The sequence below is a fragment of the Paenibacillus sp. 05T425 genome, from assembly GCF_056396205.1.
Map to the genome: position 1 here is coordinate 480,335 of NZ_JBFTLA010000003.1, position 15,157 is coordinate 495,491.

At 51.5% G+C, this 15,157-nt stretch carries 11 protein-coding genes; 10 read left to right on the forward strand and 1 reads right to left on the reverse strand.

Annotated features, from left to right (window positions below; all coding sequences use genetic code 11):
• The first annotated feature begins 4 nt into the window (after positions 1-4).
• Positions 5-3,103 (forward strand): isoleucine--tRNA ligase, encoded by a 3,099-nt coding sequence (ileS, locus tag AC1DF0_RS08850; protein ID WP_477573693.1) that lies wholly within the window; start codon positions 5-7, stop codon positions 3,101-3,103.
• Between the two features lie 282 nt (positions 3,104-3,385).
• Positions 3,386-3,661: a DUF5665 domain-containing protein gene (locus AC1DF0_RS08855; RefSeq protein WP_442051651.1), complete on the forward strand. Its 276-nt coding sequence runs from the start codon at positions 3,386-3,388 to the stop codon at positions 3,659-3,661.
• On the opposite strand, the gene AC1DF0_RS08860 is transcribed toward AC1DF0_RS08855, so the two are convergent.
• Entirely contained in the window at positions 3,655-4,392 is a 738-nt protein-coding gene (locus tag AC1DF0_RS08860; RefSeq protein WP_442051652.1) for a TraR/DksA C4-type zinc finger protein, read from the reverse strand. The genes AC1DF0_RS08855 and AC1DF0_RS08860 overlap by 7 nt on opposite strands.
• A 196-nt stretch (positions 4,393-4,588) precedes the next feature.
• Here AC1DF0_RS08860 and lspA point away from each other — a divergent pair, with 196 nt between their 5' ends.
• From lspA to carB, 8 genes are all read left to right on the forward strand, one after another.
• Complete coding sequence (gene lspA / locus AC1DF0_RS08865) at positions 4,589-5,110, forward strand: signal peptidase II (protein ID WP_337098641.1); 522 nt, start codon at positions 4,589-4,591, stop codon at positions 5,108-5,110.
• A complete protein-coding gene (locus AC1DF0_RS08870) occupies positions 5,091-6,032 on the forward strand; it encodes an RluA family pseudouridine synthase (protein WP_442051633.1) in 942 nt (313 codons plus the stop codon). The genes lspA and AC1DF0_RS08870 overlap by 20 nt, the downstream gene beginning before the upstream one ends.
• A gap of 123 nt (positions 6,033-6,155) precedes the next feature.
• Complete coding sequence (locus tag AC1DF0_RS08875) at positions 6,156-7,391, forward strand: LL-diaminopimelate aminotransferase (protein ID WP_442051634.1); 1,236 nt, start codon at positions 6,156-6,158, stop codon at positions 7,389-7,391.
• A 356-nt stretch (positions 7,392-7,747) separates the two neighbouring features.
• Positions 7,748-8,326, forward strand: a complete 579-nt coding sequence (gene pyrR, locus AC1DF0_RS08880) for a bifunctional pyr operon transcriptional regulator/uracil phosphoribosyltransferase PyrR (protein WP_477573694.1) — start codon at positions 7,748-7,750, stop codon at positions 8,324-8,326.
• Entirely contained in the window at positions 8,323-9,222 is a 900-nt protein-coding gene (locus tag AC1DF0_RS08885) for an aspartate carbamoyltransferase catalytic subunit (protein WP_337098644.1), read from the forward strand. Before pyrR ends, AC1DF0_RS08885 begins: the two co-directional genes overlap by 4 nt.
• Before the next feature lie 47 nt (positions 9,223-9,269).
• Positions 9,270-10,556, forward strand: a complete 1,287-nt coding sequence (locus AC1DF0_RS08890) for a dihydroorotase (protein WP_475820411.1) — start codon at positions 9,270-9,272, stop codon at positions 10,554-10,556.
• Positions 10,557-10,638: 82 nt separating this feature from the next.
• Positions 10,639-11,784 (forward strand): glutamine-hydrolyzing carbamoyl-phosphate synthase small subunit, encoded by a 1,146-nt coding sequence (gene carA, locus AC1DF0_RS08895; protein ID WP_442051636.1) that lies wholly within the window; start codon positions 10,639-10,641, stop codon positions 11,782-11,784.
• A complete protein-coding gene (gene carB, locus AC1DF0_RS08900) occupies positions 11,771-14,989 on the forward strand; it encodes a carbamoyl-phosphate synthase large subunit (protein ID WP_477573695.1) in 3,219 nt (1,072 codons plus the stop codon). The genes carA and carB overlap by 14 nt, the downstream gene beginning before the upstream one ends.
• Positions 14,990-15,157: the final 168 nt, after the last annotated feature.

The following is a 15,157-nucleotide window of genomic DNA, read 5'->3' on the forward strand; positions in this document are numbered from 1 at the left end:
AGCTATGCAACGCGTAGATGTGAAAGAACGCGCCCGCAGCCGTGAGCTGCGCGTACTGAATCAATGGAAAGAGAACGATACGTTCAAGCAATCGGTTGCGAATCGTGAAGTTAAACCGAATTTCGTATTTTATGAAGGACCGCCAACCGCGAACGGAGCGCCGCATATCGGACACGTGCTTGGACGCGTTATCAAAGATTTTATTTGCCGCTATAAGACGATGGCAGGTTATCGCGTCATTCGTAAAGCTGGCTGGGATACGCACGGCTTGCCGGTCGAGCTTGGCGTCGAGAAGCAGCTAGGCATCTCCGGTAAACAGGAAATCGAAAATTACGGCGTAGAAGAATTCGTCAAGAAGTGCAAAGCGAGCGTATTCGAATACGAGAAGCAATGGCGCGAGCTGACTGAAGCAATCGCCTATTGGACCGATCTCGACAATCCATACATCACGCTGAAGAACGAGTACATCGAGAGCGTGTGGCATATCCTCTCCAATATCCACGGCAAAGGTTTGCTGTATCGCGGTCACCGCGTCAGCCCTTATTGCCCGGATTGCCAAACGACGCTAAGCTCTCATGAGGTAGCGCAGGGCTACGAGGATGTGAAGGATTTAAGCGCGACTGTGAAGTTCAAGCTGGAGACGTCGGGTGAGTATGTGCTGGCTTGGACGACAACGCCATGGACGCTGCCCGCGAACGTGGCGCTTGCCGTTAATCCTGAGCTGAATTATATTCGCGCATCGAAGAACGGCGAAGTGTATATCGTTGCTGAGGCATTGGCTGAGAAGGTATTGAAAGAGGACTACGAGACGCTGTCGGTCGTGAAGGGCGCTGAGCTTGTCGGTCAACGCTACACGCCGCCATTCGGATACGTGCCTGTCGAGCACGGCCATATCGTTATCGCAGGCGACTTCGTCAGCGATTCGAGCGGTACGGGTATCGTTCATATCGCTCCGGCTCACGGCGATGACGATTATAAAGTATCACGCGAAAACAACATCAGCATGCTGAATGTCGTTGATCTTGCAGGACGTTATGTTGCAGAAGTGACAGACTTTGCGGGACGGTTCGTGAAGGATCCTGAGCTTGATATCGACATCGTGAAGTCGCTTAGCGAACGCGGCTTGCTCTACAGTAAGGAGCGCTATGAGCACAGCTATCCATTCTGCTGGCGCTGCAAAACGCCGCTTATCTATTATGCGATGGAAAGCTGGTTCATTAAGACGACTGCGGTGAAGGATCAATTGATCGCGAACAACAATAGCGTTGACTGGTACCCGGGCCATATCCGTGAAGGACGCTTCGGCAAGTTCCTCGAAGATTTGGTAGACTGGAACATCAGCCGGAACCGTTATTGGGGAACGCCGCTTAACGTATGGGTATGCGAAGCTACCGGCAAGGAATATGCGCCGAGCAGCATTGCCGATCTTCGTGAAATGGCTGTAGGCTTTGTTCCTGAAGACATTGAATTGCACAAGCCGTATGTGGACGACATCAAGCTGAAATCGCCATTCGCGGAAGGCGCTGTGATGACGCGCACGCCGGAAGTAATCGACGTGTGGTTCGACAGCGGATCGATGCCGTTCGCGCAGCAGCATCACCCGTTCGAGAATGAGCAGCAGTTCGCCGACCAATACCCGGCTGACATCATCTGCGAAGGCATCGACCAAACGCGAGGCTGGTTCTACAGCTTGCTTGCGGTGTCGACGCTGTACAACGGCAAAGCGCCATATAAAGCTGTCATCTCGACAGGACATATTCTTGACGAGAACGGCCAGAAGATGTCCAAGTCGAAAGGCAATGTAATCGACCCTTGGGAAATCATCAACGAATACGGAACGGACGCCTTCCGCTGGGCGTTGCTTGCAGACAGCGCGCCATGGAATAGCAAACGCTTCTCCAAAGGCATCGTTGGCGAAGCGAAGTCTAAGGTCATTGACACCATTGTTAATACACATGCATTCTATGCGCTGTATGCATCGATCGACGGCTTTGATCCTGCGGCACATCCGGTGAAGGCTTCGACGAATAAGCTTGACCGCTGGGTTGTTTCAAGGTTGAACAGCTTGATTCGCACGGTTAACAAAGGTCTTGAAGTCAACGACTTCCTTAACCCTGCCAAAGCGATCGAAACGTTCGTCGATGAGCTTAGCAACTGGTACATCCGCCGTTCACGCGACCGCTTCTGGGGCAGCGGCTTGTCGGAAGACAAAGTAGCCGCTTATCAAACGCTACAGAGCGTACTGTTGACTTTGTCCCGTGTCATCGCGCCTTATGCTCCTTTGCTGGCGGAAGACGTATACGGCAACCTTGGCGGCAGCGGCAGCGTTCATCTGGCCGACTACCCGCAAGCAGATGAATCCGCTATCGATGAAACGCTGGAGCGAGATATGGAGAGCGCGAAACAGATTGTTGAACTTGCTCGCAACGTTCGTAACGAAACGGGTATCAAGACGCGTCAGCCTTTGTCGGAATTGATCGTTTCACTCGATCGGGACTTCGACGTGGCAGGCTACGAGGACATCGTGAAGGACGAAATCAACGTGAAGACGATTACGATCCAAAACACGGACAGCGGATTCGTTGACTTCGCCTTCAAGCTTAATCTGAAGGTTGCCGGCAAGAAATTCGGCAAGCATGTCGGTCCTATCCAGGCTTACCTGAAAGGATTGGCTGCTGAACAGACGAGAGCCGTTGTTGGCGAAGGAAGCTTGGTGTTCACCAGCGCCGAAGGCGAGGCCCTGACGATTACGATCGATGAGCTGCTTGTTGAGAAGCAAGCGAAGTCTGGTTTCGCATCAGCATCGGGAGGCGGCGTTACTGTCGCATTGAATACGGACATTACGCCTGAGCTTGAACAAGAGGGCTGGGTACGCGAGGTTATCCGCGCTGTGCAAGATACGCGTAAGAAGCTTGATCTGCCGATCGAGAAGCGCATCGATTTGGTCCTTTCTGTTGATGCAGAGCTGCAAGCTGCATTGACAACATTCGATGACGTGCTGCGCGACAACGTTCTGATTCAAACGGTTTCGTATGAGGAAGCGGCGGAGATGGAACGTGTAACGCTGGGAGAAAAGCAAGTTGGGATTTTCATCAAAGGTTAAGGTTATCCTAAGAGAAGCATGACATGCGAAGAACGAGCGCCGCAGCTTGGCGGCCGCTGCCTTAAGCAGTGAAGGAAGCCTGCTTGATCGCAGCGGTTGCGGCCAAGCAGGCCTCGTTTTTTATATGCGTTGAAAAGTTGAATTTGGTGTAATTAATTATAAAACCTAATTCAAACGCAGCTTAATGCTTGCCAGAAATGGAGGCTTCTCTTGAAACCAACTAACGATGATACAGCCCAACAGGCGGAAGATTTGAATGAAGTTCAATCGTCCTTAAGCAGACTGGATAAGCGGCTTCAACATATTGCATCGGAGATGGAGCGAACGCATATCGCCGATTATGTGGATCTGCTGAACCGCCCGATAAAGCTTATATGGCGCAATCTGCTTGCCGGTACCGCTAGAGGCGTCGGCATCGCGATCGGCTTTACTTTTTTTGCGGCAACGATTCTTTATGTGCTTCGAATATTAGGGGCGCTGAACTTACCGATTATCGGCGATTACATAGCAGACATCGTACGAATAGTACAAATTCAGCTTGAAGGCAAAACTTATTGAAGTGCGTCGGATTCATCCGGATTTTCAAGACCATGGTCGCCTTCACCGGTATCCAGATAACGGTTGTATTCCCGGTTGCGCACAACAGATAGATGCCGTCCGGTTATATCGGTAGCAAGGAAGCTTTCAATCGATTCGACGTAACCGTCGTTTTCTTCTGCTTCGATGCCAACGTGGTCGTAGTCGGCGACATCGCGATTCTCGGAAAACGCGGGCGAATCGGCATTGCCCCATTGCTCGACGATCTGCCAGGCGTCTTCGCCGTCGAAGCCGTTATAGCCATCCTCATGCTCGTCCATGCTTGTTCTGCCGAATGGATGATTTAGAAGCGTTTCTTCGGCAGGACGCGTATGCGACAGCTGCTGGCGAGGTGCGTGCTCGATACTATAGAGCGTATCAGGCGCAGCCTCCAATCGTTCATAAGGAATCGGTTGGCCGGATGCCTTGCATATGCCATACGTTCCATTTTCCATGGCGGCAAGGGCAGCATCGATTCGTTCGATATGAAGCTCTTCTTGTTCATGGAGGGCAATATCCTTCTCGCGTTCATACAGCTCGGTAGCCGTATCGCCAGGGTGATTGTCGATCGGCGACAGTTCGCCTGTATCGTCGCGAAGGGAAGAGCCTAGCCCGTAATGATCGTTTCGCGACAGTCGAGTCTCGATCTCGCGACGTTCATCCTCAAGTCTTATACGCAGCAGCGCAAGCTGGGCGCTTGTTAAGGTTGACATGATCAAAGCACCGTCCTTTGTTGTTGTGAACATAATTGCTTCATTAGCTTTTGCCGCTTGGCCTATTTTCAGTATGGACTTCGATGGAAGCCGGATGCTGGGCTTCAGCAGCTTGCTAGCTCTTGTCGGCGGCATTATGCTACAATAATTTGGATGACCTAAGAATCAGCTTCACAGAAAAATTAGGAGTGATAAGATGCGCTTTTACTTTTATTGGATTGCGGTGGTTGTGTTTGTACTTGATTACGTAACGAAAAAAATCATTGCAACTCAGTTGGAGATTGCCGAACAGATCAGCGTCATCGGCAACTTCTTCCTAATTACTTCGCATCGCAATCGCGGCGCTGCATTCGGTATTTTACAGGAGCAACGAGTGTTTTTTATCATCATTACGGTCGTCATATTAACGGGCATCATATGGTACATTCAAGCGATGCGCAAGTCGTCCAAGCCATGGCTGTTAACAGGTCTTGGTCTCGTTCTTGGCGGAGCGCTGGGCAATTTTATCGATCGTGTACGCTTTGGCGAGGTTGTGGACTTTTTTCAGTTCAACTTCGGTTCGTACGAATTCCCAATCTTTAATGTAGCTGATTCAGGAATCGTGGTCGGTGTGATATTGATCCTGATCGATACATTGCTGACAGCCCGCGACGAGAAAAAAACGATGAACAACGGAGAGGACAAGGAATCTAACGAACATGAGCAACAGCCAGTTTAATGAAGAGACGTTGGAATGGATCGTAGCGCCTGAGCAATCGGGCGAGCGAATCGATAAGTATATAACGGAAAGCATAGATTCAGAAGGCATATCGCGTACGCAAGTTCAGGAATGGATTAAGTCGGGGGCTGCAGTCGTTGACGGGGTGACGGTTAAAGCGAATTTTAAAGTAGCGGAAGGCAACGTCGTTCAGTTGCAAATTCCAGAACCCGAAGACGCGGCAATTGTACCGGAAAATATCCCGCTTGACGTTTTGTACGAGGACTCTGACGTGATCGTAGTGAATAAGCCGAGAGGCATGGTCGTGCATCCTGCAGTCGGTCATTCCTCGGGAACGTTAGTCAATGCGCTTATGTACCATTGCAAAGACTTGTCGGGCATTAACGGAGTCGTTCGACCGGGTATCGTGCATCGCATTGACAAGGACACAACCGGACTGCTTATGGCAGCCAAAAACGATCTCGCCCATGTGTCACTTGCTCAGCAATTGAAGGAGCATACCGTAACACGCAAATACATTGCGCTTGTACATGGAAATCTGCAGCATGATCAGGGAACGATTGACGCGCCAATAGGCCGCGATTCTCGTGACCGCAAGCTGTTCACGGTAACCGATCATAACAGCAGGCATGCGGTAACGCATTTTGTCGTGTTAGAAAGAATCGGATTCGATTATACGTTGGTTGAGCTGCAGCTTGAGACGGGACGCACTCACCAGATTCGCGTTCATATGAAATATATCGGACATCCGCTTGCAGGCGATCCGGTATATGGCCGCAATAAGACGGTTGCCTTGAACGGACAAGCGCTTCATGCGGCGCAGCTTGGTTTCACGCATCCGCGTACTGGCGAGCGATTGGATTTCGAAGTACCTATACCGGCGGATATGGAGCATGTGTTGAATAGTCTGCGTTTGCGATAAAGCCAAGCTTGAAGCGTAATAGTGCAAACTTTTCGCTACATTCTTCATTATTTGATAGCAAGAAGTACGATATTCTATTGATATCATCGAGCTAAAAATATGAAGGATAGGTGACACCATACAATGACTTCCATTAATCAGAACTATTTGGAGCTGCAGGGCAGCTACTTGTTCTCCGAAATTGCAAAACGCCGTACGAAATTCATTCAAGAAAACCCGAACGCTGAGATTATCAGCTTAGGCATTGGCGACGTTACGCGCGGCTTGCCTGACGCGGTATTGAAAGCGATGCATAGCGCAGTGGACGAGCTTGCTGCCCCTGGTTCTTTCCGCGGGTACGGTCCAGAGCAAGGTTATGATTTCCTTATTAATGCGATTATCGAGAACGACTACAAAGCTCGCGGCATCGACATTGCTACGAACGAAGTGTTCGTTAGCGATGGCTCGAAATGCGACGTGGGCAACATTCAGGAAATCTTTAGCGACAACAGCATTGTTGCCGTACAAGACCCTGTATATCCGGTATACGTTGATACGAACGTTATGGCTGGCCGCTCCGGCAAGTACAACCAAGAGACGAAGCGTTATGAGAATATCGCTTACCTGGAATGCACATCCGAGAACAACTTCAAGCCAAGCTTGCCTGACCGCAAGGTAGACATCATTTACCTGTGCTATCCGAATAACCCGACAGGCATGACGCTGACGAAGGAAGAGCTTAAAGTCTGGGTTGACTACGCGAAAGCGAACAACTGCATCATCCTTTACGATTCGGCATACGAAGCGTTCATCCAAGAAGAGGACGTTCCGCACAGCATTTATGAAATTGAAGGCGCTAAGGAAGTAGCAATCGAATTCCGCAGCTTCTCGAAGACAGCTGGCTTCACAGGCGTACGCTGCGCATACACGGTTGTGCCTCGTGAACTGAAAGGCCTCGACGCAGCAGGCAACGAAGTGCTCATTAACGATCTGTGGAATCGTCGTCACACGACGAAGTTCAACGGTGTATCGTACGTTACGCAACGCGGCGCTGCTGCGATCTATTCGGAAGAGGGCAAGGAGCAAATCAAAGCGCTTGTCGATTACTACATGACGAACGCGGGCATTATCCGTGACGGCCTTGCTTCGATTGGGTTGGAAGTGTTCGGCGGCGTTAACGCTCCGTACATTTGGCTCAAGACGCCGGGCGGCATGGATTCCTGGTCCTTCTTCGACAAGCTGCTTTCCGAAGCGAACATCGTGGGTACGCCAGGCGTAGGCTTCGGCCAAAGCGGTCAAGGCTACTTCCGTCTTACAGCATTCGGCAGCCGTGAAAATACAGAAAAAGCAGTCGATCGAATCCGTAAGTTAAGTCTGTAATAGGAAACGCTGCTCTTGCATAGTCGTGCGGGTTAGAAGCACACTATTTATCAACGGAAATAGTCCAACATCGCTTGACAAGTTTTGTCGAACGTGGGATAATTCTTTTGATAAACGGCAGTACCTTTAACTCAGTCCCGAGAGGCTGGCAAGGTAGCGTGAATAACAGGCCGATCAACAGATAACGGTAGGACATCCCATGACAGCGCCCTCTGTGACGAGGGCGCTCAGGGCATGACCCTCTATCTTTTGACGACTGATCACAAAGCTCCTTGCGAATATACGCAAGGAGCTTTTGTTTTGCCAGGGCAGCAAGAAACAAGGCTTGATTGACGGATCAGGGAGGCGGCGCGGAAGTGGCGGAAGAAGAGCACTTAATCATCATGGATGAAACGGCAATTCGCCGGGCATTGACGCGGATTGCTCACGAGATCGTGGAGAAGAACAAAGGGATCGACAACTGCATCATTGTAGGCATAAGGACGAGAGGCATCTACTTGGCTCGAAGGATTGCGGATCGAATCAAGGAAATCGAGGGTAAGCCGCTGCCGGTAAGCGAACTTGATATTACCCGCTACCGCGACGATCGCTCCAAAGCAGTGCTGACTTCGGATATAGAAGTCGCTGCAGGGATCGGCGATACCGAAGTGCTGCCGATCGACGTTCAGGATAAGCGGATCATATTGTTCGACGATGTGCTTTACACGGGAAGAACGATTCGAGCGGCCATGGACGCGCTTATGGATTGCGGGAGGCCGCAAAGCATTCAGCTCGCGGTTCTAGTGGATCGTGGGCATCGAGAACTGCCGATCAGACCTGATTTTGTAGGCAAAAACGTCCCAACCTCGAAGCAAGAGCAAATCGAAGTGTCGCTGACCGAAGTTGATTCGTCCGATCAAGTCATAATAATTCATCAGAGGGGGCAAGCCGGATGACGATGACGAAGCTTAAACAACGCAGTTTGCTCGGTTTGAAAGAGCTCAGCAAAGATGAGATCGAGTCCATACTCGATCGCGCAGCTTATTGGGAGCATCACCCGAATAAAGTTCATAACGCGATGCAAGGAAAGTTCGCGGCCAACATGTTCTTCGAGAACAGCACAAGAACGAGATTCTCGTTCGAAGTTGCCGAGAAGAGATTGGGCGCGGAAGTACTTAACTTCTCTGCCGCCGTATCGAGCGTACAGAAGGGCGAATCGATCTATGATACGGTTCGCACGCTGGAGTCGATGGGGATCGACGCAGGCATCATTCGCCTGAAGCCGATCGGCGTGCTGGCTGACATAGCAACGAAAATCAAAGTGCCGCTCATTAATGCGGGAGACGGCAATAACGAACATCCTACACAGGCGCTGCTCGACATGTACACGATGCGCAAGCAATTCGGCAACTTGAACGGATTGAACATTGCCATCGTAGGCGATGTACAGCATAGCCGCGTTGCCCGCTCCAATCTATGGGCGCTGCAGAAGTTCGGAGCGAATGTTCGCTTCTGCGCACCGGCGAATATGCAAGCGCCTGACCTCGATGCGCCTTACGTATCCATCGACGAAGCGTTGAAATCCGATGTCGTCATGATGCTGAGAGTTCAGCTTGAGCGTCATGAGAGCGGGATGTTGAACTCCGCTGAGAGCTACAGGGAGCAATACGGCTTAACGGTCGAGAGAGCAGCTAAGCTTGCCGAGCATGCGATTATTATGCATCCGGCGCCGATTAACCGAAACGTAGAAATTGATGATGAATTAGTTGAACATCCGCAATCCCGTATTTTCCCGCAAATGGAGAACGGTGTTCCGATTCGAATGGCCGTCGTAGAACGCGCACTTAGCTAACCTAGAGCAGGCAAGAATGCCAATTAAACCGGAGGGTGGATCTAGCAATGTCATTGTGGATTATTAACGGCAGCATATGGAATGAAGCTTCGGGCAGTTTGGAAACAAAGCATGTGAAGGTTGAGAACGGCAAGATCGAACAGATCGTTGACGGAGCCGAGACTCCCGATACAGGCAGCGCGGAAGTAATCGACGCGAAGGGCAAGCTCGTATCGGCAGGACTGATCGATATGCACGTCCATCTTCGCGATCCAGGCTTCGAATACAAAGAAGATATCGCAACGGGTACACGTTCAGCAGCGAAAGGCGGCTTCACAACGATCGCCTGCATGCCGAACACTCGCCCGGTTACAGATACGCCGGAAACGGTGAAATACATTACGAACAAAGCGAAGCAGGAAGGCGTCGTCAATGTGCTTCCATACGCTTCGATTACGAAGAACGAGCTTGGTCGCGAGCTGACGGACTTCGCAGCGCTTAAGGAAGCTGGCGCAATCGGTTTTACGGATGACGGCGTAGGCGTACAGAATGCTCAAATGATGAAGAACGCAATGGCGTTGGCGCAATCGATGAACATGCCGATCATCGCGCACTGCGAAGACGATACGCTTGTCGAAGGCGCTTGGGCGTCCGAAGGCGAGTTCTCCCGCAAGCATGGCTTGAAAGGCATTCCGAACGAGTCCGAAGCGATCCACGTCGGCCGCGACGTGCTTCTTGCTGAAGCAACGGGCGTTCACTATCACGTCTGTCATGTGAGCACCGAGCAATCGGTTCGGCTCATTAGACTGGCGAAGTCGATCGGCGTTCGCGTCACAGCCGAGGTTTGCCCGCATCACTTGATCCTGTCCGATGAAGATATTCCTGGTGTTGACGATGCGAACTGGAAAATGAATCCTCCGCTTCGTACGCCAAGAGACGTTCAAGCGGTCATCGAAGCGCTTGAGGACGGCACGATCGACATGGTCGTAACCGACCATGCGCCGCATAGCGCGGAAGAGAAAGCTCGTCCTGTGCAGCTCGCACCTTTCGGTATCGTCGGCTTCGAGACGGCGTTCCCGCTGCTTTACACGAAATTCGTACAGACAGGCAAGTGGACGCTTGGTTTCCTGCTGCAACGAATGACTTCAGACCCTGCCCGCGTATTCGGTCTGGAATCTGGACGGTTAGAGCAAGGCGCACCTGCGGATATTACCATTATCGATTTGGATAACGAACGTGCGGTTGATCCAAGCACCTTCGCCTCGAAGAGTAACAACACACCGTTCGGAGGCTGGAAGCTTAGCGGCTGGCCGGTAGCGACGATTGTAGCCGGCAAGGTAGCTTGGGCTGAATAACACGTCATTGACCTAATAGCTTAAATGGCAGTAGTCAAGAAGAACGGTATAGAACGATTCAACACCTGAGGAGTGAATACGGATGCAAGCAAGATTATTGTTGGAAGACGGAACATTGTTTACGGGTCTTTCGTTCGGCGCCGAAGCGCAAATGACGGGCGAGGTTGTTTTTAATACAGGAATTACGGGTTACCAAGAGGTATTGTCCGATCCTTCGTACTGCGGACAGATCGTTACGATGACGTATCCGCTCATCGGCAACTATGGCATTACGCGCGACGACTTCGAGTCGATTCGTCCTTTCATTCACGGCTTCGTCGTACGTCGCCATGAACCGGTGCCAAGCAACTGGCGCGCGCAATATTCGCTTGGGCAGCTGCTCAAGGAATACGGCATTCCAGGCATTCACGACATCGACACGCGGATGCTTACTCGCAAGCTGCGTCATTACGGCACAATGAAAGGCCTTATCACGACTGGCAACGAGCGCATCGAAGAGCTGGCTGAACGCCTGAATGTGTCGAAGCTGATGACGGATCAAGTAGCACGCACATCAACGAAAAACGTGTTTTCAAGCCCAGGCAACCGCGAGCGTATCGTTCTTGTTGACTTCGGCGCGAAAAGCGGCATCCTGCGCGAGCTGACGCAACGCGGCTGCGACGTAGTTGTTGTTCCGCACAACACGACGGCTGACGAGATTCGTCGCCTTGCTCCGGACGGCATTCAATTATCGAACGGCCCTGGGGATCCGAAAGACGTTCCTTACGCGGTTAAAATGATCTCCGAGCTGCTCGGCGAATTCCCGATCTTCGGCATCTGCCTTGGACATCAATTGTTCGCACTCGCTTGCGGCGCTGATACAACGAAGCTGAAATTCGGCCATCGCGGCGGCAACCACCCGGTGAAAGAGCTTGCTACGAACCGTTGCTACATTACATCGCAGAACCACGGCTACACCGTTCTTGAAGAGTCTATCCAAGGAACGCCGCTAGTTGTTACGCATATCAACAACAATGACCGGACAATCGAAGGCTTGAAGCATAACACCTTCCCAGCTTTCTCGGTGCAATACCATCCGGAAGCGGCGCCAGGTCCATTCGATTCCAGCTATCTGTTCGATGAATTCCTGGAAATGATCCGTACGCACAAAATAACTAACCCACAAAAACGCCGTCAAGCTGTGTTATCGGAGACGTTGAAAGGAGAGCTTCAGTATGCCCAAAAATAATGAACTCAAAAAGATTCTCGTAATCGGCTCCGGCCCGATCGTCATCGGACAAGCGGCGGAATTCGACTACGCAGGTACTCAAGCTTGCCAAGCGCTGAAAGAAGAAGGATATGAGGTTGTCCTTATTAACAGCAACCCGGCTACAATCATGACGGACACGAACATGGCCGACAAAGTATACATCGAACCGATTACGCTTGATTTTGTATCCCAAATCATTCGTCAAGAGCGTCCTGACGGCTTGCTGCCGACACTGGGCGGACAGACCGGCCTTAACATGGCGGTTGAGCTGGCACGCGCCGGCGTTCTCGAACGCGAGAACGTGAAGCTGCTCGGCACGCAGCTTACAGCAATCGAGAAAGCGGAAGATCGCGACTTGTTCCGTGACTTGATGCGCGAGCTGGAACAGCCTGTACCGGACAGCGACATCGTTACGACAGTAGAAGATGCGGTTGCATTCGCTAACTCGATCGGTTATCCGATTATCGTTCGTCCTGCCTACACGCTGGGCGGAACAGGCGGCGGCATCTGCGCGAACGAAGAAGAGCTGCGCGAGATCGTTGCATCGGGTATTCGTTACAGCCCGATCAGCCAATGTCTGATCGAGAAATCGATTGCCGGCATGAAAGAAGTCGAATACGAAGTTATGCGCGACGCCAACGATAACTGTATCGTTGTGTGCAACATGGAGAACTTCGACCCGGTTGGCGTACACACAGGCGATAGTATCGTCGTAGCGCCAAGCCAAACACTGTCCGACCGCGAGTACCAAATGCTTCGCTCGGCATCGCTTAAGATCATTCGCGCTTTGAACATCGAAGGCGGCTGTAACGTACAGTTCGCGCTTGATCCGCAAAGCTATCAATATTATGTCATCGAAGTTAATCCGCGCGTAAGCCGTTCCTCGGCGCTTGCTTCCAAAGCGACAGGATACCCGATCGCGAAGATGGCAGCTAAGATCGCAGTAGGCTATACGCTTGACGAATTGGTTAACCCGGTAACCGGTCAAACCTACGCTTGCTTCGAGCCAACGCTCGACTATATCGTATCGAAAATTCCGCGCTGGCCGTTCGACAAGTTCGTTAACGCGAACCGTAAGCTCGGCACGCAAATGAAAGCGACTGGCGAAGTTATGGCCATCGGCCGTACTTTCGAAGAGTCGATTCACAAAGCGGTTCGTTCGCTTGAGATCGGTGCACATCGCATCCACCTGAAGGAAGCTTCGTCCCTTGAGGAATCCGTACTCCGTACGCGCCTGGCGAAGCCGGACGACGAGCGTATGTTCCTCGTAGCGGAAGCATTCCGCCGCGGCTATGCTCTGCAAGAAATTCAAGACCTTACGAACATTGACTGGTGGTTCTTGGATAAAATCCAATCGATCGTCGCCTTCGAGGATCGTATGCGCAGCGAATCGACGCTTTCGTACCCGACTTTGTATGAAGCGAAGCGCAAAGGCTTCACGGACCGTTCCATTGCCGAAATTCGCCGTGAAGGATTCCCGAACGGCAGCCATACGACGGAAGAAGACGTTCGCGCATTCCGTTTGCAGCACAACCTTAAGCCTGTATACAAAATGGTAGATACGTGCGCGGCAGAATTCGAAGCTACAACGCCGTACTACTACTCGACATATGAAGTAGAGAACGAAGTAACGGAAACGTCCAAGCAGAAGGTGCTTGTACTCGGCTCTGGTCCGATCCGTATCGGCCAAGGCATCGAGTTCGACTACTCGACGGTACATGCTGTATGGGCTATTCAGAAAGCAGGCTACGAAGCAGTCATTATCAACAACAATCCGGAGACTGTATCCACAGACTTCAGTACATCCGACCGACTGTACTTCGAGCCGCTGTTCTTCGAAGACGTCATGAACGTCATTGAACAAGAGAAGCCAATCGGCGTTATCGTTCAATTCGGCGGTCAGACTGCAATCAATCTTGCAGCTCCGCTCGTTAAAGCAGGGATTCGCATTCTGGGCTCCAGCCTGGAGAGCATCGATGCTGCGGAAGACCGCAAGAAGTTCGAAGCGCTGCTTCGCAAGCTGGATATCGCTCAGCCTGAAGGCAGCACGGTAACTTCGGTAGACGAAGCTGTAGTAACTGCGCAGAAGCTCGGTTATCCGGTACTTGTTCGCCCGTCCTACGTACTTGGCGGACGCGCGATGGAGATCGTATACTCCGATGAAGAGCTTCTCAGCTACATGGAAGTAGCCGTTAAGATCAATCCGGAGCATCCGGTACTGATCGACCGTTACATGCTGGGCAAGGAAGCCGAAGTTGACGCGATCTGCGACGGCGAGACCGTTCTGATCCCGGGCATTATGGAGCATGTAGAGCGCGCAGGGGTTCACTCCGGTGACTCGATCGCGGTATACCCTCCGCAATCGTTGTCGGATGACATCAAACAGCAAATTATCGACATTACGATTAAGATTGCCAAAGAGTTTAAAGTCATTGGACTTGTAAACATCCAGTTCGTTATTCATCAAGATAAAGTGTATGTAATCGAAGTTAATCCGCGTTCGTCGCGTACGGTTCCGTTCCTAAGCAAAGTGACCAACCTGCCAATGGCTAACCTGGCTACTAAAGCAATCATGGGCACGAAGCTGGCTGATCTTGGTTACACGGACGGTCTGTGGCCTGAGGACGAATACGTATCGGTTAAAGTGCCGGTGTTCTCCTTCGCGAAGCTTCGCCGCGTTGACCCTACATTGACACCAGAGATGAAGTCGACTGGCGAGGTTATGGGCCGCGATGTGCAATATGCGAAGGCGCTCTTCAAAGGACTTATCGGCGCAGGCATGAAAATCCCTACTTCCGGCGCGATCATTGCAACGGTAGCGGACAAGGACAAAGAAGAAGCAACAGAATTGCTCCGCGGCTTCTATAATATCGGCTACAAAATCTACGCAACAGGCGGTACGGCAACAGCGCTTGAAGAAGCAGGCCTTGTCGTAACGCATGTGAACAAGCTGAGCGAAGGTTCGCCGAACATTCTCGACCTCATTCGCGAAGGCCATGCGCACTTCGTAGTCAACACGCTTACGAAAGGCAAGACACCTGAGCGCGATGGCTTCCGTATCCGCCGCGAAGCGGTAGAGAACGGCGTCGTCTGCATGACGTCGCTCGATACGGTCCGCGCATTGCTTCGCATGCTTGAGACAATCAACTTCTCGTCGCATGCTATGCCGGTTCTGCAGAAGTAATTGCCTTAAACCAATTAGCCCTTAAGCAGGGCACATAAGCACGGCCAGCGTTAACGGATTTTTGGCAGGCTGGGGAGGATGAGTCATCTTCCCCCTAAGGCTTGCTAGATCCGTGCGTATGGCCGTTTATTATGCACATGTAAGCTTTAAGAATAGAAAGGATGATTA

Bases quoted from the DNA above. Each gene is read 5' to 3' on its own strand.
- ileS (WP_477573693.1), top strand. From the start codon at position 5: ATGCAACGCGTAGATGTGAAAGAACGCGCCCGCAGCCGTGAGCTGCGC.
- AC1DF0_RS08860 (WP_442051652.1), bottom strand. From the start codon at position 4,392: ATGTCAACCTTAACAAGCGCCCAGCTTGCGCTGCTGCGTATAAGACTT.
- lspA (WP_337098641.1), top strand. From the start codon at position 4,589: ATGCGCTTTTACTTTTATTGGATTGCGGTGGTTGTGTTTGTACTTGAT.
- AC1DF0_RS08870 (WP_442051633.1), top strand. From the start codon at position 5,091: ATGAGCAACAGCCAGTTTAATGAAGAGACGTTGGAATGGATCGTAGCG.
- AC1DF0_RS08875 (WP_442051634.1), top strand. From the start codon at position 6,156: ATGACTTCCATTAATCAGAACTATTTGGAGCTGCAGGGCAGCTACTTG.
- AC1DF0_RS08885 (WP_337098644.1), top strand. From the start codon at position 8,323: ATGACGATGACGAAGCTTAAACAACGCAGTTTGCTCGGTTTGAAAGAG.
- AC1DF0_RS08890 (WP_475820411.1), top strand. From the start codon at position 9,270: ATGTCATTGTGGATTATTAACGGCAGCATATGGAATGAAGCTTCGGGC.
- carA (WP_442051636.1), top strand. From the start codon at position 10,639: ATGCAAGCAAGATTATTGTTGGAAGACGGAACATTGTTTACGGGTCTT.
- carB (WP_477573695.1), top strand. From the start codon at position 11,771: ATGCCCAAAAATAATGAACTCAAAAAGATTCTCGTAATCGGCTCCGGC.